Source organism: Stenotrophomonas sp. YJH_SMC_48-3 (assembly GCF_059369375.1).
The window spans coordinates 339,869-360,369 of record NZ_JCAFSQ010000005.1 but is presented as its reverse complement, the minus strand read 5'-3'; the positions used below and the strand labels follow the sequence as shown (position 1 = coordinate 360,369).

The window sequence follows — 20,501 nt, the reverse complement described above, 5'->3', positions numbered from 1 at the left end:
AGACCCTTCGCATGGACCGTTTGCTTTCCCGAGTGTTGTTGCTGCTGGCCGCGCTGGTTGCGCTGCCGGCCGCTGCGGCCGATGCCAATTGGTGGCAGGCCGAATGGAAGTACCGCAAGCCGATCACTGTCGACGCCGGCCCGCAGGGCGCGGGCCTGGCCGGTGACCCGGGTCGCACGCCGCTGCTGCTGCGCCTGCATACCGGCAACTTCGGCTTCGACGGCACCCAGGATGCGGGCAACGACCTGCGCTTTGTCTCGGGTGATGGCCGCACCGTGCTGGCCCACCAGATCGAACAGTTCGATCCCAGGCTGGGCCTGGCGCTGGTCTGGGTGGACGTGCCGGCGGTCAGCGCTGCGGCACCGCAGACGATCTGGATGTACTACGGCAATGAAAAGGCCCCCGCCAGCGGCAACGGCCAGCAGGTGTTCGATCCGGACTATACGCTGGTCTATCACTTCGCCGAGGCCAATGCGCCGGCACGCGACACCACCGCTTATGGCAACAATGCCGGTGCCGTGGTGCCGCCATCGGAAGGCTCGGTGATCGGCCGCGGCGTTCAGTTGGGTGCAGCCCCGCTGCCGCTGCCGGCCAGCGCATCGCTTGCGCAGGAGGCGGGCGCGCCGCTCACTGTTTCGGCCTGGATCAAGCCAGGCAGCAACAACGCTGCACAGGCGATCTACGCCCGTCGCGACGGTGCGTCCGAACTGGTGCTGGGCATCGAAAACCGGGTGCCGTTCGTGCAGCTCAATGGCCAGCGCAGCACGCCGGCGCAGCCGATTCCGGAAGGGCAGTGGGCGCATGTGGCGCTGACTGCGGAGAAGGGCGCACTGCAGTTGTACCTCAATGGCCGCGTGGTCGCCCAGCTGAGCGGCGAGCTGCCAGCGCTGACCACCGCGCCGGTGGTGGGCGCTGATGCGCCGGGCGCGGTGCAGCCGCTTGCCAATTTCGAGGGCGCACTGGATGAGCTGCGTATCTCGCGCGTGGCACGACCGGCGGCACTGCTGCTGGCCGATGCCACCGCACAGGGCGCCGACTCGCGCCTGATCAGCTACGGTGCCGACGAGCAGTCCGCCGGGCAGAGCCACTTCGCCTTCATCCTCAAGGCGATGCCGTTCGACGCCTGGGTGGTGGTCGCTATCCTCGGCCTGATGATGCTGCTGTCGTGGGCGATCATGATCGCCAAGGGGCGGCACTTCGGCCGTACCAGCAAGGCCAATGCAGTGTTCACCGAGAGCTTCGGCAAGCTGTCCGGTGTGCCGCTGCGCACCCTGTCCGACATGGACCGCCAGGGCAAGGCACCCACCGCGATGCACGACGGTTCGCTGTGGCGCATCTACCAGGTGGCCATCGATGAAATGCAGCAGCGCCACCAGCGCGATGGCAACAGCGGTTACCTCAGTGGCGCCACCATCACCGCGATCCGCGCCTCGATGGATGCGGTGATGGTGCGCGAGCAGGAAGCGATGGCACGGCGCATGAACTGGCTGTCGACCACCATCGAAGGCGCGCCGTACGTGGGCCTGTTCGGTACCGTGATCGGCATCATGCTGGTGTTCGTGGTGGCGGCGATGGCCGGCGCGGTGGACATCAATTCGGTGGCACCGGGCATGGCCGCGGCGCTGCTGTGTACCGCAGCCGGCCTCGGCGTCGCGATTCCGGCGCTGTTCGGCTACAACTACCTGGGAGCACGTGCCGAGGCGATCGGCGCCGACATGGCGGTGTTCATCGACGAGTTCGCCGCGCGCCTGGCCGAAGAGCAGGACGGGCGCGGCCCGGCCGCGGTCCAGGGCTGAGGGGCGCGCCATGGGCCAGAAGGCGAAGTTCGGCATCAAGAAGCGCGAGAAGGGCATCAACGTGACGCCCTTCGTCGACGTGCTGCTGGTGGTGCTGGTGATCTTCATCCTGACCAGCAACGCCTCCATTCCCGGCATCGAGGTCAACCTGCCGAAGGCCAGCAACAGCGTCGCGCTGGAGAAGCCGAAGACCAAGGCGATCACCATCGACCCCAGTGGTCAGGTATTCCTGGATGCCTATCCGGTGACGATGGCCGAGCTGGAAGATCGCCTGCGCACCGAGCGCGCGACCACCCCGGATTTCCCGGTGATCGTGCGCGGTGACGCGCAGGTGCAGTATGCCCGTGTGGTCGAGGTGCTGGACCTGCTGCGGCGGCTGGAGCTGGCCCAGGTTGGCCTGGTCACCGGCAAGGCGCAGGGCTGAGGCATGACGGCCCATCAACCCCCTCGGCCGGAGCCCGGCATGCGCGGACGCCAGTTGCTGGTGACCTTCGCGTTGGTGCTTGCCGCTTTGCTGGTGCTCGGCATCGCCGTGTGGTGGATGCTGTTCAAGGACACCGCCAGCACCCGCAGGCCGGTGGTGCAGCCGCCGATGCTGGCATTGCCGCCCCCCCCTCCGCCGCCGCCACCGCCGCCGGAAAAGCCACCGGAGCCGGAGACGCCGCCGGAAGAAACGATGCCCGAACCGGAGCCGCTGGATCAGCCGACGCCCGCTGAAGAGCCCACACCGACGCCGGACAATGCAGACCCGGTGACGATGAATGCCGATGCGCAGGCCGGTGGTGACAACTTCGGTATCCAGTCCGGCAGTGGCGGCGGCTCGTCCGGCGTCGGCCGCGGTGGTGCCGGCAATGCCACCTACGGGCGCTACCTCGGCTACCTGATGCAGCAGGCGATCTCGCGCGACGACAAGGTCAAGCGCCTGGCGTTCCAGCTGCAGGTGAATGTGTGGCTGTCCAACGATGGCCGCCTGGAAAAGGTCGAGCTGGTGCGCGGCAGTGGCAACGAGGAGGCCGACGCGGCCGTGCTCGATGCGCTGCGACGCATCGGCAAGGTCGACCAGGCACCGCCGCCGTCGCTCGATTTCCCCGCCCGCGTGCTGATCCAGGGCCGCCGGCCCGGGGCCTGATTCCCGACCTCCGTGATTTCCCTTCTTTCGATGAGAACCGTGATGAACGACCACGTCCGCGCACGAACCGACTCCCGCCGCCCGCGGCCGGCCCGACGGGCGCTGCTGTGCTGCGCCGTGCTGCTCAGCCTGGCCGCCCCGGCCAGTGCGATGGCCGCCGAAACCACCATGGTCAAGCTGATCAAGGGCCTGATCGCCAGCGGCGCGCTGAAGCCCGAAGACGGCCAGGCATTGCTGGTGCAGGCCGAGGCTGAAGCAGCGGCCGCATCGCGCACTACGACCACCGCACCTTCGGCCGCCAGCGGTGGCGTGGCCCTGGAGGCCGGCGACGTGCGCGTGCCCTACGTGCCGCAGAGCGTGCGCGACGGCATTCGTGACGAAGTACGCCAGGACGTGATGGCGCAGGCCAGGTCCGAGGGCTGGGCGGCACCGAACGAAGTGGCTGAGTGGACCAAGCGCATCAAGGTCACCGGTGACATGCGCGTGCGCAGCGAGTCGCGCTTCTTCTCCGAACGCAACAGCGACATCGTGAGCAACTGGTCGTCGATCAATTCCGGCAACGGCTTCGACACCAACACCAACACCAACCTGCAGCTGCCGCCGCTGCTGAACACCCGCCAGGACCGCCGCAACCTGTGGCGCATCCGCGCCCGCCTGGGCATCGAGGCGACCATCGGCCAGCACACCACGGCCGGCGTGCGCCTGGCCAGCGGCAGCAGCAATGGCCCGGTGTCAACCACCGAACAGCTGGGTGGTGGCCTGAGCAAGAAGGACGTGTGGCTGGACCAGGCCTGGCTGGCCTACAGCCCGGCCGATTGGGTGACGGTGCGCGGCGGCCGCTTCGGCAATCCGTTCTGGACCAGCGATACGCTGTTCTCCAACGACCTGAACTTCGACGGCCTGGCCGCCAACCTGAAACACGACTTCAACGGGGGAGATCTCGAGCTGTTCGGCAACCTTGCGGTGGTACCGCTGGAGTACACCTCCGACAGCTCGCCCAGCCAGAGCCGGGTCAAGACCCCGAACGAGAACAAGTGGCTGTCCGGTGCACAGGTCGGCATGAACTGGCGCTTCAACGACGACAATGCGCTGCGTGCCGCACTGGGCTATTACGATTTCAGGAACATCAGCGGCCGCCTGTCCTCGCCGTGCGCGCTATATGCGGGCGCGGTGGGCTGCGATACCGACTGGTCGCGCCCAGCGTTCATGCAGAAGGGCAATACCCTGATGCTGATCCGCGACATCGCGCGCAATCCGCTGGACCCGGCCAACACGCCGACCCCGCAGTATGTCGGCCTGGCCTCGGCATTCCGCCTGGCCACGCTCAACCTGCGCTGGGATACGCAGTTGGCCCAGGGCATCGGCCTGCGCCTGGATGGCGACTACATCCGCAACCTGGCCTACGACAAGCAGGCCATGTTCAGCCGCGCCAACAACGGCATCGTCAACAACTACGGTGCCGGTGGCGCCGCCAGCATCGATACCTTCCGCAGTGGCGACACCGCCTGGATGGTGCAGGCCACCTTCGGTGCCACCGACCTGAAGGAGAAGGGCCAGTGGCAGGCGCTGCTGGGCTACAAGCATATCGAGGCCGATGCGCTGCCCGATGCCTACAACGACCCGAACTTCCACCTCGGTGGCACCAACGCCCGCGGCTACTACGTGGGCGGCGCCTACGCGCTGGACGCGCGCAGCTGGATCAGCGGCAAGTGGATGGCGGCCAAGGAAGTGTCCGGTGCTCCACTGTCGATCGACGTGTTCCAGCTGGAGTTCAATTCCGGGTTCTGAGTGACGGCGTGATGTGGATCAGGTAGTGCGTGGCGGGGGCGCAGTGATGCGCCCGTCTAGGGAAAGGAGACCACGCGTTGCACATATGGAGGAGTGGATGAGCCGTCGCAAGCTGTTTGAAAGTTCCGAACCGTCCAGTCGATCGCTGGGCATCGGGCCGGCCTATGTCTCGGTGGAGGGGCTGCGCCAGCACTTGGCGGAGTTCCTGCTGTATGCAGGCCGGCCGGTGGTGATCATGCGCGGGCGCAGCGAAGTGGGTTACTTCCTGCCGGCGCGCTGCTGGCGCCAGCGTGACGACGATCCGCTGGCGGCGGCCGCCGCCGACCAGCTGTTGGACGCGGCCGGGTTCCAGGCCGAGGATATCCAGCAGGTGGAGCAGGAATTCAACGCGATGCGCCAGCGCACCGTGCTGCATTCACGGCGCTGAGCGGCCGCCGGGCCATGCCCGGCTAGCGTCGTCTGTAGATCCACGCCATGCGTGGATGGGGCTACGCTGCGGCCCCACGCTCACTGGTGATGCGTGCACCTTCGCGCATCACCAGGGTCACCGGGGTCTTTTCCACCACCTCCAGCAACCGCTGCCACTGCGCATCGCTCAGCGCGGCGCTGGCATGCAGCACGCGGTGCACGTGGAAGCGTCCATCCGCGTCACGTTCCGAGCGCAGCTCGGCATGGAACTCGCCCAGTTCCCAGCCCTTGCGCTGCGCATACATGCGCAGGGTGATGGCGGTGCAGGCCGCCAGCGAGGCCAGGTACAGGTCGAACGGTGCGAAGCCCTTGCCCTGGCCGCCCAGCGAGGCAGGCTCGTCCGCATCCACATCGAATGTGCCGTTGCTGATGTGGTGCAGGTAGTTGTCGGCGGTCGAAACAATGCGTGCGTAGGCCATCACGTTCTCCATCTGTCTATAGCGTCGAGCCATGCTCGACCGTTCCCAAGGGCGGCGCCAGCCAGGGTCGGCGCCGCCACGCAATCACTCGGTACGATCGTACGAGAACTGGATGCCCGCCGTACCGCCGGTTTCAATGAAGAGGTTCATGAAGGCCGGCACCGTTTCCGAACGTGCCCAGTCGCGCTGCAGCTCGCAGAACAGCTGCGGCACGCTGATCAACTGGCCACCGGCCTGTTCGATTCGGCGCAGCGCGGCATCGTGCGCGGCCAGCGAGGTACCGCCGACGGCGTCGACCACCACATACACCTCATAACCTTCCTTCAACGCATCCAGCGCCGGGAAGGTCAGGCAGGCCTCGGTCCACAGCGCGGTCATGATCAGCTTGCGGCGTCCGGTGGCTTCCACCGCCTTGCGGAACTCGACGTCCTCCCAGGAGTTGATGGTGGTGCGGTCGTAGGTGGGATAGTCGCCCAGCACCTTGCGCAGCTGCGGAATCGGCGGTTTGTTCAGGCCGGTCTTGACGTTCACCGTCGAATGCACGATCGGCAATCCATAGGCGACGGCGGCCTTGGCGGTGCCGACGATGTTGTTGACCAGCAGCTGGCGGTCCATCGAGGCGATGGAGTTCACCTGCACCGGCTGGTAGTCGATGATGATGAAGGCGGAATTCTGCGGGGTCAGCAGGTGGTCGCTGACCGGGTCGCGGATCGGTTCACTGGACATGATGGGTCTCCTGGTTCGGGGAAGTGCCGGCGGTCGGCCGGCACCGGGACAGCTCAGCTGCGTTGAGAATCCAACGGTTCGTGGCTCTTCTGCACCTCCTGCGCCTTCAGGTAGCTTTCGATCAGCAACTGGTAGTTCGGGAAGGTCTTCGTGTAGACCTCGGCCCATTGCTGGGCATCGTCGCGGTTCCAGGTGCGCTGGATCTCCGAGGCCACCGCGGCGGTGTCCATCGGTACCACGCCGGCCTGCACCACGCGGGCCAGGGTGATCTCCTCGGCCATCTTCGAATAGGTGCCGGACGCGTCGATGACTGCGAACACCTGGTAGCCATCGGCAACGGCGGCGATTGACGGGAAGGCCATGCACACGCTGGTGATGGTGCCGGCAATGATCAGCTGCTTGCGGCCGGTGGCCTTCACTGCGGCAACGAATTCCGGGTTGTCCCAAGCGTTGATCTCACCCTTGCGCGGCACGTACTGGGCATGCGGGGCTGCGTCGTGGATCTCCGGGATCAGCGGGCCGTTCGGGCCCTGCGGAACAGAGGCGGTGGTGATCACCGGCATCTTTGCCAGCGTGGCCATCCTGGCCCGTGCGGTGGCGTGGGCGCGCACGCTGGTGAACGGCATGTCACCGATGGTCTGGAACAGGCCGCTCTGATGGTCGATCAGCAGCATCGCGGCGTTGTCCGGATCGATCACCGGGCGGGCACCGTTGAAGTTGCCGGGGGTACTCATGGTCAGTCTCCTGGAGAAGGTGGGCGATGGCCCGGAAGGTGCGGCGGGCCAATACCCGCAGCATTGAAACGATCAGTGCGCGATCTGGCCGAAGCGGCCGCTGTTGAAGTCGTTGACCGCCTGCGCGATCTCGGCCTGGCTGTTCATCACGAACGGGCCATAGCCCACCACCGGCTCGTCGATCGGTTCACCGCTGAGCAGCAGCACGGTGGCGTCGCTGTCGGCGTCGACGAACACGTCCTCGCCGCTGCGGTCGAAGGTGACCAGCTGTGCCTCGCCGACCGGCTGGCCGCCGTTGATCCGCACCGAGCCCTTCAGCACCACCAGCGCCAGCGTGCGGCCATCGGCCACCGGCAGTTCGGCGTGGTGGCCCTGCCGCAGGCGGATGTCCCAGACATCCATCGGCGTGTGGGTACGCGCCGGGCCGGCATGACCGTCGAAGCGGCCGGCGATGACACGCACGCGGCCGGCACCATCGGGCAGATCCACCGAGGGGATCTGTGCGTCGAGCAGGGTCTGGTAGCCCGGTAACCCCATCTTGTCGCGCGCCGGCAGGTTCACCCACAGCTGGACCATGTCCAGCGTGCCGCCGCGTTTGCTGAATTCCGGCGTGTGGAATTCCTCGTGGAGGATGCCGGAGGCAGCGGTCATCCACTGCACGTCACCCGGGCCGATGGTGCCGCCGGCCCCGGTTGAATCGCGGTGGGCGACCTCACCTTCATAGACGATGGTGACGGTCTCGAAACCGCGATGCGGATGCTGGCCAACGCCACGCGGGGTATCGCTGGGAGCGAAGGTGTAGGGGCCGGCATAGTCCAGCAGCAGGAACGGGCTCAGGTGCTGGCCGTGGGTGTTGTAGGAAAACATCGAACGGGCGGGGAATCCGTCGCCCACCCAGTGCGGGCGGGGGGCGCTGTAGGTACCGGTGACACGCTTCATGGCGATCTCCTGGCCGGGGCTGCCGGCCGCTGTTCTTCGTTGCGAAGACGATATCGCCGCGACAATGAGGCCGGTAGGCGCCAATATTTGCCGTCATAGTCCTATCTGGTGAACAATGGTCGCAGGCCGTGGGCCGCAGGAGATCGCCCCGTGTTCATCGCAGATATCCGCCGTTGTGACCTCAACGACCTGTTCTACTTCGCCATGGTGATCGAGCACGGCGGCTTCTCGCAGGCAGGCCGGGCGCTGGCCATGCCGAAGTCGAAACTGAGCCGGCGTATCGCGCTGCTGGAGGAACGGTTGGGCGTGCGCCTGATCCAGCGTTCGACCCGGCGCTTCTCGGTCACCGAGGTCGGCCAGGACTACTACCGCCATTGCAAGGCCATGCTGGTCGAGGCCGAAGCGGCCGAAGAAGCAATTGCGATGTCACGCGCCGAGCCGCGCGGCACGATCCGCCTGGCGTGCCCGATCGCGATCCTGCATGCACGCATCGGCACGATGTTGGCCGATTTCCTCGCCCTGCACCCGCAGGTGACGGTGCAGCTGGAGGCCACCAACCGGCGCGTCGACGTGGTGGGCGAGGGTGTGGACGTGGCGATCCGCGTGCGACCGCCGCCGCTGGAGGACAGTGACCTGGTGGTACGCGTGCTGGCGCGCCGGGTCTGGTGCACCAGTGCCAGCCCGGCGCTGTTGCAGCGGCTGGGCGCGCCGCAGGTGCCGACCGATCTGGCGATGATGCCGACCGTCGATTTGGCGTCGCCCAGCCAGCAGCATGTCTGGGAATACACCGGGCCGGACGATGTGCTGGCCAGCGTGCACCATCGCCCGCGGCTGGTCAGCGATGACATGATCGCGTTGCGCGCAGCCGCGGTGGCCGGGGTCGGGCTGTTGATGCTGCCGCGGATGATGATCACCGATGAGTTGGCCAGTGGCGCGCTGGTGCCGGTGCTGCAGGAGTGGGTGCCGAGGCACGGCATCGTGCATGCGGTGTTCCCGTCGCGGCGGGGGCTGCTGCCAGCGGTGCGTGCGTTGATCGACTACCTCGCCGAGCGTTTCGATGCGTTGGACGAGCCCTAGGTCTTCCATCCACGCATGGCGTGGATCTACTGAACCTGCCATGCGTGGATGATGGTTTGGGGTGCGGCTTGCCGCCTGCGGCTGCGCAGCCCACAATCCACGTCCGGACCGTCGCCATCACGCCCATCATTCCCCGGTCCGGCCTTGGCACCTATGTCTCCCAATGCCCTGGCGCTGGTCGAGCTGCTGATCCGCGAGCGCCGTGCGTTGTCTCGCTTCATCGCGCGCTATCTCGACCCGGCCAGTACCGAGGACACCCTGCAGAACCTGTACCTGAAGGCCAGCAGCGTGCCCGGCGATCCGCCCATCCTCGAGCCGCGCGGCTATCTGTACCGGATGGCCTACCACCACGCGCTCAACCGCAGCAAGTCCGACGCCCGCGAGCGGCGTGCGATGGCCGAGTACGCCCTCGACATGGCCGAGGCCAGCCGCGATGGCGAGGCGCAGGCGCTGGACCAGGCGCAGCTGCGCGAGATCACCCATACCATCCTCGCGCTGCCGGCCCAGGTGCGTGAGTGCTTCGTGCTCAACCGCTACCTGGGCCTGAGCGAGCGCGAGATCGCCGCCAGGCTGGGTATTTCCAAGAGCCTGGTCGGCAAGAATGTGCTGCGGGCGGCGCTGTTGATCCAGCAGCATCAGCAGGGAGTGCATTGATGAGCTGCGATTGCCGTGGGCAGATCGCGCCCGCCGTTGTCACAACAGGAAGGCGCACCCGTTCGTGGTGCGGCAGGCCACAACCATGAACACGTCCGAACCCTCGCCGCGTCAGGCCAGGCAGGCGTTGCGCTGGGTGATCCGGTGCAGTGCAGGCCCGCTGCCGGAACGTCAGCAACGAACCCTGCAGCGCTGGCTGCAGGCCGACCCTTGCCATGCGCTGGCCTGGCGCCAGCAGCAGGCCTTCTGGCAGGGCTTGGATGCCGCCGGGCCAGAGGTGCTGGCCGCGCTGCCAGGGCTGACGGCTGATCGCGAAGGGTGGCGCCCGATCGCACCGCGCCGCCGCCTGCCGTGGCTGTTGGCCAGTACCGCCGCCGTGGTACTGGTGGTCGCGGCCGCACCGCAGGCGTTGCTGCTGGCACGCAGTGACCTGCGCAGCAGCGATGCACCGCGCGTGGTGCAGCTGGAGGACGGCAGCACCGCCGTACTCGATGCGGGCACCGCATTGGCGGTTGAGTTCGATGGTCAGCGGCGGCACCTGCGCCTGCTGCGCGGCCAGGCCTGGTTCCAGGTGGTGCATGAACAGCGACCGTTCCAGGTCGAGGCCGGCGGTGGCCAGATCCGTGACATCGGCACCGCCTTCAGCGTGTCGCTGCGGGACACCACGGTCGTGACTCAGGTCAGCGAGGGCGTGGTCGATGTGCGCCCAGGCGATGGAAGCGTGCAGCGCCTGCATGCCGGGCAGGCACGGGTGTTCCGTGACGGTCGCTGGCTGCGGCCGGTGCAGCTGGAAGATCTCGAGACGATGGCGCCGTGGCGGCGTGGCGAGGTAGTGATCGACGATCAGCCGGCCGCGCAGGCCATCGCTGATCTCGCGCGCTACCGTCGTGCACCGGTCTGGGTACTGGGCGGGCAGGGCGCGGACTTACGGGTCAGTGGTCTGTTCCATCTGCAGCAACCGGAGGCCGCCATCGATGCGGTGGCCGCGCAGGCAGGGCTGCGTGTGCAGCGCTTGCCCGGCGGCGCGCTGGTGGTGTGGTGAGGCTCGCGCAATGCCCGGATGAACCGGTCGCATAAAAAAAACATGAAAAAACCGTGGGCAATCGCCACATCGCCCTGTCTATAGAGGTATAGCCAGAGCGAAACACCGTTTCTCCTCAAGCCAGACATGCCACCGGCACCGGATGTGCCCGTGGTTCCGCCACGCTTGAGGAGTTCCTGTCCATGCCGTCCACGGCATCCGCCTGTCATCGTCGCGTCACCGCCCTGGCCCTGGCCATCTCCACTGCATTGCTGCCGCTGGCCTGGGCGCCGGGCGTGCAGGCGCAACCGGCGGTCGTCGCGCCGTTGCGCCAGTACACGATTCCGGAACAGCCCCTGGCCGACGCTGTGCGTGCCTTTGGCCGCCAGGCCGATGTGCAGGTGGTGTTCCGCAGTGACCTGGTGGAGGGCCGCCGCTCCAGTGCGGTGAAAGGCGAGTACAGCCAGATGCAGGCGTTGCAGCAGCTGTTGCGCGGGAGTGGCGTGCGCGCACAGCGCGGCATGGACGGCACCTGGAGCCTGCGGGCCGCAGTGGAGGCGGGTGAAGGGGAAGGGGTGCGGGTAACCGAGACTCTGGACGTGGCCGGTCGCCTGCAGTCGGAAGGGGGCGAGGCGCGTGATCGGCGCGGCTACGATGATGTGTTCGCGCTGGACCTGACCACGGCGTATTCGGGGCGCGACCGGGTGGAGCGCTACCGCGGCTCCAACCCGGCCGACGTGGTCAAGGATCTGGTCGGTGTGTTCAGTGGCGATGCGCGCAACAGCGGCGCACTGGACATCAACATCCGCGGCATCCAGGGCCCGGGGCGGGTGCCGGTCAGCATCGACGGTGGCGAACAGGCGCTCACGGTCTGGCGCGGCTACAACGGCGTCAGCAACCGCAATTACATCGATCCCAACCTGATGGGTGGCATCCAGGTCATCAAGGGGCCAGGGCTGGTGCGCGATGTGCACAGCGGGATCGGTGGCGCGCTGGTGATCAAGACCATCGACGTCGATGACATCGTGGAAACGGGTGAGCGCTTCGGCGGGGAGCTGAAGATCGAAGGCAGCAGCAATGCGGTGGCGCCACGCCTGCCGCGGCTGCACACCGGCGAGGATTACCGCACCGTGCCGGGGTTCCCGCAGGGCTCGCCGAACTCGCCCTACGACGACCGCACCCTGGTGGTGCCGGTGAAGTCGCGCAGTGGCAACAACCCCTTCGATGGCGAGGACCAGGCCTGGCGCCTGGCGCTGGGCGTGCGTGGCGACAACGTCGACCTGATGGCCGCCTACGCCTGGCGCAAGCGCGGCAACTACTTCTCCGGGACCCGGGGCAACGCCTACTACGACCAGGACCGGCGCGAGCAGTTCGAGTACCATGGCATCGACTACATCACCACGCTGGCGCGCTACTTCAAGCCCGGCGACGAAGTGCCCAATACTTCCAGCGAACAGGAGTCCTGGCTGGTCAAGGGCAGCTGGCAGATCAACGATGACCAGCGGTTGAAGGCGACCTGGCGGCGAACGCTGTCGCACTATGGCGAGATCATGCCGTCGCGCATCCTGTCCGCGCCGGACTATGGGCGCATCCAGTGGCCACTCAGCCGGGTTGCGTCCGATGCCTGGAACCTGGAGTACCGCTTCCAGCCGGCCGGCAGCCGCTGGCTGGACCTCTACGCCAACCTGTGGCGCACAGAGACGGACAGCGATACCTACACCGCAGGCGGCTTTCCGAACTTCGCCCCGGGCAATCCGGACTGGAATGCCGGCGCCAGCCCGATTCTGCGCAACACCGCGCTGGCAAATGCGAGCAACGACCGGACCGGCCTGACCCTGAGCAACCGCTTCGCCCTGCATTCGACCCTGGACCTGACCGTGGGCGGCAACTGGCAATACGAGAAGCTCGGTTCGCGCGACCCGTATTTCGGCCCGTCCGACGGCTGGCGCATGTACCCGCGTGCCGGCCGTCGCCAGGAGGGCGAGGGCTACCTCACTCTGGAATGGCGTCCGGTCGACTTCCTGACCCTCAATGCCGGCGTGCGTTACAGCCGTTACTGGGCGTTCGACGACTTCCTGCAGGCCCACCCGGAACTGCAGACGACCTCGATCGTGCCGCGCGAAGCGCAGTACCGGGTGAATGAACTGCCGCCGCGGCCGGACAGCCTGCAGGGCGAGATCGACGCACTCGAGAGTGAGCGGGAATTCTGGGACAGCATCGGCATGGGCTGGATCGTCGATCAGTCGCTGGCCGACCTGCTGCGCAAGTACGAGACACCCAGGGAGGTCCAGCACGGCATTCCCTGGTTGCCCGATGCAAACGGTAACTACAGCCGAGCCACCAATCCCTGCCTCAACGGCCAGGTCGCCGCCATCCCCGGGCTGCTGCCGATGGTCCTCGGCACCGACATCCGCTGCAGGATCGGGGGCGGGGCGATGCAGTCGGTGGCCGGGCGCAACGAACGGCACCGCGATCACGCCTGGTTGCCGACGTTCTCGGCGACGGTGCGTTTCTCGCCGGCCGCTCGTGCCTATCTGCGCTACAGCGAGGCGGTGCGCTTCCCCAGCATGTTCGAAAGCACCATTGCGTTCTCCAGCAGCCTCAATCCGCTGTATCCACTCAAGCCGGAGCATGCCTACAACTACGAGCTGGGGTACGTGCACAACCTTTCCGGGCTGTTCGGCAACACCGCCGATGCCGACGTCAAGCTGGCCTACTACGTGCACAAGACCCGCAATGTCATCGAGCGTGATGCGTACTTCATGTTCGACAACATCGACAAGCAGACCATCCGCGGCATCGAGCTGCAGGCGCGCTTCGACAACCGGCGCTTCTTCACCGATCTGGGCATCAGCCGCATCCTTGAAAACGAAGTCTGCGACGAAAGCTCGGCGGTACGGCTGGATGCGGACCAGGGGCGGGTGCCCAACTGCGTCCAGGACGGCTTCGTCAGCGGCTATCTGCTGACCCAGGCCACGCCGAAGCTGTCGGTGAACTGGTCACTCGGCACCCGCCTGTTCGATGAGCGCCTGGAGCTGGGCAGCCGCATCGTGCACTACCAGCGGCACGACAATCCGGACCTGCAGGCCTACCGCGACCGCCTGATCGCCGGGGGCAGCAGCCTGCTCTGGCAGAACGTGCCCTTCACCTGGGGAAACATCACCACGGTGGATGCCTACGCCCGCTGGCGTTTCAACCAGCACGCCAGCGTCGAGCTGGTCGGCAGCAATCTCGGCAACCGCTATTACGTCGACCCGGCAACACGCTCAACGCTTCCGGCACCGGGCCGCACGATCAAGCTTGGCATCACCGCACGCTTCTGAGTCCGCATTCGACAGGGAGAATCAACCGTGAAACAGCCCCGCACCCTTGTACTTTCGATCGGCCTGCTGGCTTCCATGCCGGTCTTGGCTGCCGACATCGCTGGCGGGCAGAGCCCGGCCCAGGACGGCGTCCATTACATCAACGCAGGCGAATCGACACTCAATGCCGGTCCGCACCGTTCCGGTCGCGCAGGCATTTCGTTGGGGCCGTATGCCAACGCGGCGCGAGTGGACGTGGCCAGCCTTGTGCCCTACGCCACCACGGTGGTGCGTGGCGCAACCACGGTCCGCACGCTGGGCCCGGACGCAGGCCTGCCGTTCGCCACCGCTGGCGTGGGCCACTTCAGCTTCGTGCAGGTGGGCAATGCAGATGTCTGGTTCGGTGAATGGTCATCCAGCGGCGCGCAGGCGGGCTTCAATCACCGCCAGGTGTTCTTCGTCGGTGACCGTGCCGGTACTTCGCTGCCAGCAGGCATCGTGACCTACACCTTGGCTGGCATCAACCGCTTTGATGGCAGCGGCGTGCTGGAAGGTGCACTGCGGGCGAATTTCGATACCGGCACCGTCACCGCCGGCCTGGTCGGGACCGGATACAGGCTCGCCGCGAGCGGCACGCTGGATCGCGCCACCGGTGCGTTCAGCGGTTCGGCCATCGCCAATGGTTCGATCATCGGTACCAGCAGCGGCCAGTTCTTCGGCGCCGGTGCCAGTGCGGTGACCGGCATCGCAACCTTTGCCGGCAACAGCCAGTTCGATACGTCCTTCGGCGGTCAGCGCAACTGATCAGCCGCCGTTCCTTTCTGTGTTGTACCCGTAGTTCCCTCAACCCAAGGAGCAATACCATGAAAATGATCAACCGTTCCCTGTTGGCCGTCGCCGCTGCACTGGCCCTGGCCGGCACTGCGCAGGCGGCCGACATCGTCGGCGCTGCCAGCCCGGCGACCGATGCGCAGCTGTACGTCAAGGTGGGTGCGTCGGAAGTCAACGGCGGCCCGCACTCGGCCGGCAAGGCCGGTATCGGCGTTGGCACCGTGTCCAATGCCAAGCCGGTCGATTTCCAGGGCCTGGCGGCCTACTCGGCCCCGACCACCGTCAATGGTGTCACCGTACGCACGCTGGCCATGCCGATCACCGGTACCCCTGGCAGCCATTCCGGCATGGGCCACTTCAACTTCGTGAAGGTCGGCAGCGGCGATGTGTGGTTCGGCGAGTGGTCCAAGGATGGCGCCGCTGGTGGCTTCAACAACCGCCAGGTCTATTTCGTCGGTGACCGTGCCGGCACCACGCTGCCGGCCGGCGTGGCCACCTACAGCGTGGCAGGCCTGAACAAGTTCAATGGCAGCAACCTGCTGTCGGGTACGTTCCGCGCCAACTTCGGCAATGGCACCCTGCTCGGTGGCCTGAGCGGTGGCGGCCTGTCGATCAACGTCAACGCCAACATCAACAGCGCCAACGCCTCGTTCGCCGGCACCGCCACCGCCAACGGCAGCGTTGCCGGCACCACCCAGGGCCAGTTCTTCGGCGCCAACGCGGCCACCCTGGCCGGTATCGCCACCTTCAGCGGCAACAGCCAGTACGACACCGCCTTCGGCGGCAGCAAGAACTGATCGCCACGCCCCTGACGGGGCAGGGCAGGGACAAGCCGCGATCCGCCAGTCCCTGCTTCGGCCCGCTGCATGCATCACCACGGATCGACCATGCGCCATTCCATCTTCCTTGTCGTACTGCTGTTGGCCGCCACCGAGGTGTGCGCCCAGCAGGACGATCTTCGACGCGTGCTTGAACAGGGCACTGAGCTGCGCCACCAGCAGCAGGACCAGCAGCGCCTGCAGCAGGCCGAGTCGGAGCGGCCAACCATCACCATCGACGGCCAGACGCTGCGCGTGGAGCGCACCGTCGATGATCTGGGCCAGGCTCTCTACCTGTCTCTGCAGCATCAGCAATGGCAGGCCGCCGCTGCGTTTCTCGACGAGTACATCGAACTGCCTGGGCATGACCCCCTGCTGCGCCACCATGCGCAGGGAGCGCTGGCACGGGTGGCCGGCAACCATCGTCGCGCGGCGAAGGAGTACGAAGCCCTGCTGGCTGCGCAGCCGGATTTTCTGCCAGCCCGCCTCGAGCTGGCGCGTGTCTATGCGGAAGATCAGCGCGATCGCGATGCGGTCGCGCTGTTCACGGCCATCGCTGCAGGCATCAATGCCGATGATCCGGCCACGGCCGGCGTCCGCGCGCGCGTGGACGGCTACCTGGGTGCCCTGCACGCGCGCCAGCGCTGGAAAGGCGCGCTGTCCGCCGGCCCGGCATGGAGTGACAACATCAACCGCAGCTCGGCCAGCCGCACCTGCCTGTTCGGCGTGGGCGACGCCTGCATCATCGAACGGAAGCTGCCCGACGCCCAGCGCGCGCCGGGTCTTGACTACGACGCCAGCCTGGAACGGCGCTGGGTGCTCAGCGGGCATCATGGGCTGTACGTGCGCGGTCTCGCCTTTGGTCAGACATGGCGCGGGCACAGTGCGTACAACGAGCTCAATGCCAACGTACAGGTGGGTTACAGCTGGCGCAGCGCGCGGCAGACCGTGCTGCTCGCCCCCAGCCATGACTACCAGGGCCTGGGTAACCAGGCGCTGCAGGGCGGCAGTGGCGTGCACGCGGAATGGCAGTACGCCCTGGACGCGCGCAGCCTGCTCAAGCTGGAGGCCGACTGGAAGCGCCAGCGCTATCGCCAGCAGGGCCTGGCCAGCAACTACGACGGCGAGCTGGCATCGGCGTATGCCACCTGGTTCCGCGCGCTCAACCCGCGCTGGACGGTCTTCGCCGGGCTGGATGTCACTGGCAGCAGCGCCGCCGACCCGGCCAACGGTTACCGCCAGCATGGCCTGCGCCTGGGGGCGGCGCGCCAGTGGACGGGCACCACCGCCACCGTATTCGTGTCGCTGCGCCACCGCGACTACGACGCCTGGAGTCCGTTGCTGGAGGCGCGCAGGCAGGACGACGAACAGAACCTGATCGCCATCGTCCGCAGCGAGCGCCTGGCCGTGGCCGGGCTGGTACCCAGCCTGAGCCTGCGCCACGCGCGCATCGACAGCAACGTCGGCTGGCTGTACAGCCACGACCGCAGCCTGCTCAGCCTGAAGTGGGAACGGGCCTTCTGAACGCGGCGTTGCAATGCCGCGGTGAACGCGCCGTGGCCGCGACCTTCATCCATCATCACGCGCTCTTGTAGCCCGGTTCGCGCATCCTGCGGGCGTTGCGGCAGAGGTGGGCCGCGTGTATCGAGGAGCGCCGGTCGTGCTGGAAGCGGGCAACAAACCAGAGGGCCTGAAAGGGCTGCGTGTACTGGTGGCGGAGGATGAATTCGCCATCGCGATGTTCCTGGTCGACTATCTGGAGCTGAAAGGCGCACAGGTGGTGGGGCCTGCCGGTGACCTGCAGGCGTTGGGGCAGCTGGTCGATACCCATCCCATCGATGTGGCGCTGCTGGACATCAATCTGGGCGGCGAACAGGTCTATCCGTTGGCCGACCGGCTGGCCGAGGCCGGCACCCCGTTCCTGCTGACCTCCGGCTACGACGACAACCTGCCAAGCCGCTTCGCCAGCGCGCCGCGCTGTACCAAGCCGTATCACATTGAAGCCCTGGTGCAGCAGCTGGCCGGGCTGGTGGCGACGCCGCAGGTCTCTGCGGGCATCGCCTGATCGCGCGGCATGTCGCGCCGTCCTGAAGGCGTCCGCGCCACCGAGCTGCGTGGCGGCATGCCACCTGCAGCGCACCCGCACGGGCGCCACGATGGCATGGCTGCGCGCATCGCCCGCCATGACTGGTCATCCACGCCGCTGGGAGCGTATGAGCGGTGGCCGCCACACCTGCGCGCCACCGTCGACCTGATGCTGGCGCATGGTTTCCCGATGATCGTGCTGTGGGGCGAGCAGCTGGTGCAGCTCTACAACGATGGCTATGCCGAGATCCTGGCCGACAAGCATCCCGGCGGACTCGGCCAGCCGACCCGTGAATGCTGGCCCGAGGTGTGGCATATCAACGGGCCGATCTACCAGCGCGTCTGGCAGGGCGAAACCATCACTTACGAGGACAAACTCTATCCCCTCGCGCGCCGCGGGCGGTTGGAGGATGTGTGGTTCACCATTACCTACAGCCCCATCCGTGGCGAAGAGGGGCGCGTCAGCGGCGTGCTGGTCACCATGTTCGAGACGACGGCGGCGCATGTGGCCCAGTCGGCCCGCGAACGCGAAGAGCAGAAGCGGCGGGAGGCGGACCGCCGCCTGGCATTGGCCTTCAAGGTACTGCCGGTGGGCGTCTGCATCGTCGATGCCGAGGGGTGCCTGCAGCTCTCCAACGACCAGATGCGCACCTACCTTCCCACCGGCAAGGTGCCCTCCACGGATCTGCCCAACCACCACCGCTGGCAGGGATGGCACCCCGACGGCTCGCGCATCGAACCCAGGGATTTCGCCATAGCCAGGGCCTTGCGCGGTGAGACGGTAGTGCCCGGGCTGGAGTTCCAGTTCAAGCATGACGACGGGCGCGCGCGCTGGACCCGTGTGGCCGCCGCGCCGCTGCGCGATGCAGACGGCGAGGTGACGGGCGTATTCGCCATCGCTGTGGACATCGACGATCTCAAGCGTGCCACCGAGCGCCAATCGGTACTGCTGGCCGAACTGCAGCACCGGGTGCGCAACATCATGTCGACCATCCATGCCATTGCCTGGCGGACCCGTGAGTCGGTCAGCAGTGTGGATGATTACGCGGAACGGTTGTGCGGACGATTGATGTCGCTGGCGCGCACGCAGAGCCTGCTTACCCGTGGCGCCAATGCCGGGGTCTGCCTGCGTGGCATGCTCGATGAGGAGATCGCAGCGCAGACGCCGGTCACTGCCGCCTATCGCCTGCAGGGCGAGGATGTGCTGCTGCCACCGAAGGCGGCCGAAGTGCTGTCCCTGGCGATCCACGAATTGGCGACCAACGCCCTGCGGCATGGTGCGCTGACCCATGAGGATGGCCGGATCGACGTGTCCTGGCACCTGCAGGTGCAGGACGGACAGCCATGGCTGGGCCTGCACTGGTGTGAACGCCATGCCGCCGTGGAAGACTGGGAGCTGCCGCGCCAGCGCGGCCTGGGCCGTGCGCTGATCGAGCAGCGCGTGCCCTATGAGCTGGCCGGCAGTGGTGAACTGCACTTCGATCCGCAGGGGCTGGATGCCTGGATCCGCTTCCCACTGCGCGAGCGTGACAGCCTGCTGCAGACCGATGCGCCACAGACCGGCTCCGGCGCGTGAAACGGCATTTATATCCAATTTGGCCAAATTGGGTATAGTGGACATTATCCACTTCTGCCTGGAGCCGTGCCATGACCCTGCCACTGGATCTGCCTGGACTTGAGAAGGCTCCGGCCTCGTCTGTGAAGACCCGGGGCTGGCCGAGCCTGATGCGTACCGTGCGTGAGAAGCAGGCGCTGGTCATCACCAACCACAACCACCCCGAAGCGGTGATCGTGGATATCCGCACCTACCAGGAGCTGTTGGCCAAGGCTGCCGGCAGCGATGCCGGTGAGCGCAGTGAAGAACTGCTGCGCCTGCGCGGCGAATTCGACCAGACCCTGGCTGGCCTGCAGCGCGGTGAGGGGCTGGGCAAGGTGCTGGGCCAGCCGATCCGCCGCGGCCGCAAGGTCACCCTCGGCCGTCCGCTCTGACCGATGGGGCGGATCCTGGTGCTGGCCGGCGTCAACGGCGCCGGCAAGAGTTCGCTGCTGGGAACCTGGCTGGAAGCCGAAGGGCTGGGCTGGTTCAACCCCGATTCGTTCACCCGCCGCCTGGTAGAGGCGGGCTGGCCGCTGCCCGACGCCAATGCCGAGGCCTGGCAGGAAGGCACCCGCCGCCTGCGCCAGGCCATGGCCGATGGCACGGACTTCGCCTTCGAGACCACGCTGGGCGGCAACACCATTCCGCGCCTGCTGCGCGAGGCCTGCGAGCACCATCACGTCGCGATCTGGTTCTGTGGCCTGGCCACGGTGGATCTGCACATTGCCCGTGTTGCAGCGCGGGTGGCCGCCGGCGGCCATGACATTCCGGTGGAGAAGATCCACGCCCGCTTCGATTCGGCACGCGAGAACCTGCTGGAACTCTTGCCACACCTGGCCGAGCTGCATGTCTACGACAACAGCGCTCCCGCCGGCGCCGACGGCTGCGTCGAGCCGCTGCCGGTGCTGGCGATGGCGCACGGCCAGCTGCAGTACCCGGCCTCGGTGGCCGAGCTGCTTCACACGCCGGACTGGGCCAAACCCATCGTGATGCGTGCGATGGAGTTGAACGCTGCGCGCGATTGAGGGCGCGTACGTTGTAGAGCCGAGCCCACGCTCGGCTGATCCCTCGAAAGGCAGCCGCGCGCGGGCTTGGCCGTACAACAACGCCGGCTTCG

General features: G+C 67.0%; 20 protein-coding genes. 16 read left to right on the top strand and 4 right to left on the bottom strand.

Annotation, left to right across the window (positions count from 1 at the left end):
• Positions 1-11 precede the first annotated feature (11 nt).
• The 5 genes from AC5P65_RS10910 (at position 12) to AC5P65_RS10890 (ending at position 5,140) form a co-directional block, all read left to right on the top strand.
• Positions 12-1,796: a MotA/TolQ/ExbB proton channel family protein gene (locus AC5P65_RS10910; protein ID WP_180832532.1), complete on the top strand. Its 1,785-nt coding sequence runs from the start codon at positions 12-14 to the stop codon at positions 1,794-1,796.
• Positions 1,797-1,806: 10 nt separating this feature from the next.
• The gene (locus tag AC5P65_RS10905) at positions 1,807-2,220 is read left to right on the top strand and encodes an ExbD/TolR family protein (protein WP_005409874.1); all 414 of its coding nucleotides are present in this window, start codon (positions 1,807-1,809) and stop codon (positions 2,218-2,220) included.
• Positions 2,221-2,259: 39 nt separating this feature from the next.
• The gene (gene tolA / locus AC5P65_RS10900; RefSeq protein ID WP_180832530.1) at positions 2,260-2,925 is read left to right on the top strand and encodes a cell envelope integrity protein TolA; all 666 of its coding nucleotides are present in this window, start codon (positions 2,260-2,262) and stop codon (positions 2,923-2,925) included.
• Positions 2,926-2,967: 42 nt separating this feature from the next.
• The gene (locus AC5P65_RS10895) at positions 2,968-4,713 is read left to right on the top strand and encodes a putative porin (protein WP_180832529.1); all 1,746 of its coding nucleotides are present in this window, start codon (positions 2,968-2,970) and stop codon (positions 4,711-4,713) included.
• A gap of 97 nt (positions 4,714-4,810) precedes the next feature.
• Positions 4,811-5,140, top strand: coding sequence for a hypothetical protein (locus tag AC5P65_RS10890; RefSeq protein ID WP_005416760.1), 330 nt, complete (start codon positions 4,811-4,813; stop codon positions 5,138-5,140).
• A gap of 61 nt (positions 5,141-5,201) precedes the next feature.
• Here the strand turns inward: AC5P65_RS10890 and AC5P65_RS10885 are convergent, their stop codons facing one another.
• The 4 genes from AC5P65_RS10885 to AC5P65_RS10870 all read right to left on the bottom strand — a co-directional run bounded on the left by AC5P65_RS10885 (position 5,202) and on the right by AC5P65_RS10870 (position 7,999).
• On the bottom strand, positions 5,202-5,600 hold the full coding sequence (locus AC5P65_RS10885; RefSeq protein WP_021202286.1) for an OsmC family protein: 399 nt from the start codon (positions 5,598-5,600) through the stop codon (positions 5,202-5,204).
• An 84-nt stretch (positions 5,601-5,684) separates the two neighbouring features.
• Positions 5,685-6,326 (bottom strand): hydrolase, encoded by a 642-nt coding sequence (locus AC5P65_RS10880; RefSeq protein WP_024956505.1) that lies wholly within the window; start codon positions 6,324-6,326, stop codon positions 5,685-5,687.
• 53 nt (positions 6,327-6,379) lie between these two features.
• A complete protein-coding gene (locus tag AC5P65_RS10875; protein ID WP_329866283.1) occupies positions 6,380-7,060 on the bottom strand; it encodes a hydrolase in 681 nt (226 codons plus the stop codon).
• Between the two features lie 72 nt (positions 7,061-7,132).
• Complete coding sequence (locus AC5P65_RS10870; RefSeq protein ID WP_021202288.1) at positions 7,133-7,999, bottom strand: pirin family protein; 867 nt, start codon at positions 7,997-7,999, stop codon at positions 7,133-7,135.
• A gap of 150 nt (positions 8,000-8,149) precedes the next feature.
• On the opposite strand from AC5P65_RS10870, the gene AC5P65_RS10865 reads away from it, so the two are divergent.
• The 11 genes from AC5P65_RS10865 (at position 8,150) to AC5P65_RS10815 (ending at position 20,409) form a co-directional block, all read left to right on the top strand.
• The gene (locus AC5P65_RS10865) at positions 8,150-9,076 is read left to right on the top strand and encodes a LysR family transcriptional regulator (RefSeq protein WP_180832525.1); all 927 of its coding nucleotides are present in this window, start codon (positions 8,150-8,152) and stop codon (positions 9,074-9,076) included.
• A gap of 153 nt (positions 9,077-9,229) precedes the next feature.
• Entirely contained in the window at positions 9,230-9,730 is a 501-nt protein-coding gene (locus tag AC5P65_RS10860; RefSeq protein WP_021202290.1) for an RNA polymerase sigma factor, read from the top strand.
• A gap of 85 nt (positions 9,731-9,815) precedes the next feature.
• On the top strand, positions 9,816-10,772 hold the full coding sequence (locus tag AC5P65_RS10855; protein ID WP_495215569.1) for a FecR family protein: 957 nt from the start codon (positions 9,816-9,818) through the stop codon (positions 10,770-10,772).
• 182 nt (positions 10,773-10,954) lie between these two features.
• Positions 10,955-14,074 carry a TonB-dependent receptor gene (locus AC5P65_RS10850; RefSeq protein ID WP_456115463.1) on the top strand — a complete coding sequence of 1,040 codons (3,120 nt, stop codon included), beginning with the start codon at positions 10,955-10,957 and terminating at the stop codon, positions 14,072-14,074.
• 27 nt (positions 14,075-14,101) lie between these two features.
• Entirely contained in the window at positions 14,102-14,857 is a 756-nt protein-coding gene (locus tag AC5P65_RS10845) for a Slam-dependent surface lipoprotein (protein ID WP_180832519.1), read from the top strand.
• A 59-nt stretch (positions 14,858-14,916) separates the two neighbouring features.
• Entirely contained in the window at positions 14,917-15,681 is a 765-nt protein-coding gene (locus AC5P65_RS10840; RefSeq protein WP_019659846.1) for a Slam-dependent surface lipoprotein, read from the top strand.
• Positions 15,682-15,771: 90 nt separating this feature from the next.
• Positions 15,772-17,226 carry a porin family protein gene (locus tag AC5P65_RS10835; protein ID WP_111103256.1) on the top strand — a complete coding sequence of 485 codons (1,455 nt, stop codon included), beginning with the start codon at positions 15,772-15,774 and terminating at the stop codon, positions 17,224-17,226.
• Positions 17,227-17,362: 136 nt separating this feature from the next.
• Positions 17,363-17,767: a response regulator gene (locus AC5P65_RS10830; protein WP_019659844.1), complete on the top strand. Its 405-nt coding sequence runs from the start codon at positions 17,363-17,365 to the stop codon at positions 17,765-17,767.
• Between the two features lie 9 nt (positions 17,768-17,776).
• Complete coding sequence (locus AC5P65_RS10825) at positions 17,777-19,363, top strand: PAS domain-containing protein (RefSeq protein WP_180832517.1); 1,587 nt, start codon at positions 17,777-17,779, stop codon at positions 19,361-19,363.
• 71 nt (positions 19,364-19,434) lie between these two features.
• On the top strand, positions 19,435-19,776 hold the full coding sequence (locus AC5P65_RS10820; protein ID WP_010485378.1) for a type II toxin-antitoxin system prevent-host-death family antitoxin: 342 nt from the start codon (positions 19,435-19,437) through the stop codon (positions 19,774-19,776).
• 3 nt (positions 19,777-19,779) lie between these two features.
• A complete protein-coding gene (locus tag AC5P65_RS10815; RefSeq protein ID WP_021202298.1) occupies positions 19,780-20,409 on the top strand; it encodes an ATPase in 630 nt (209 codons plus the stop codon).
• Positions 20,410-20,501 lie beyond the last annotated feature (92 nt).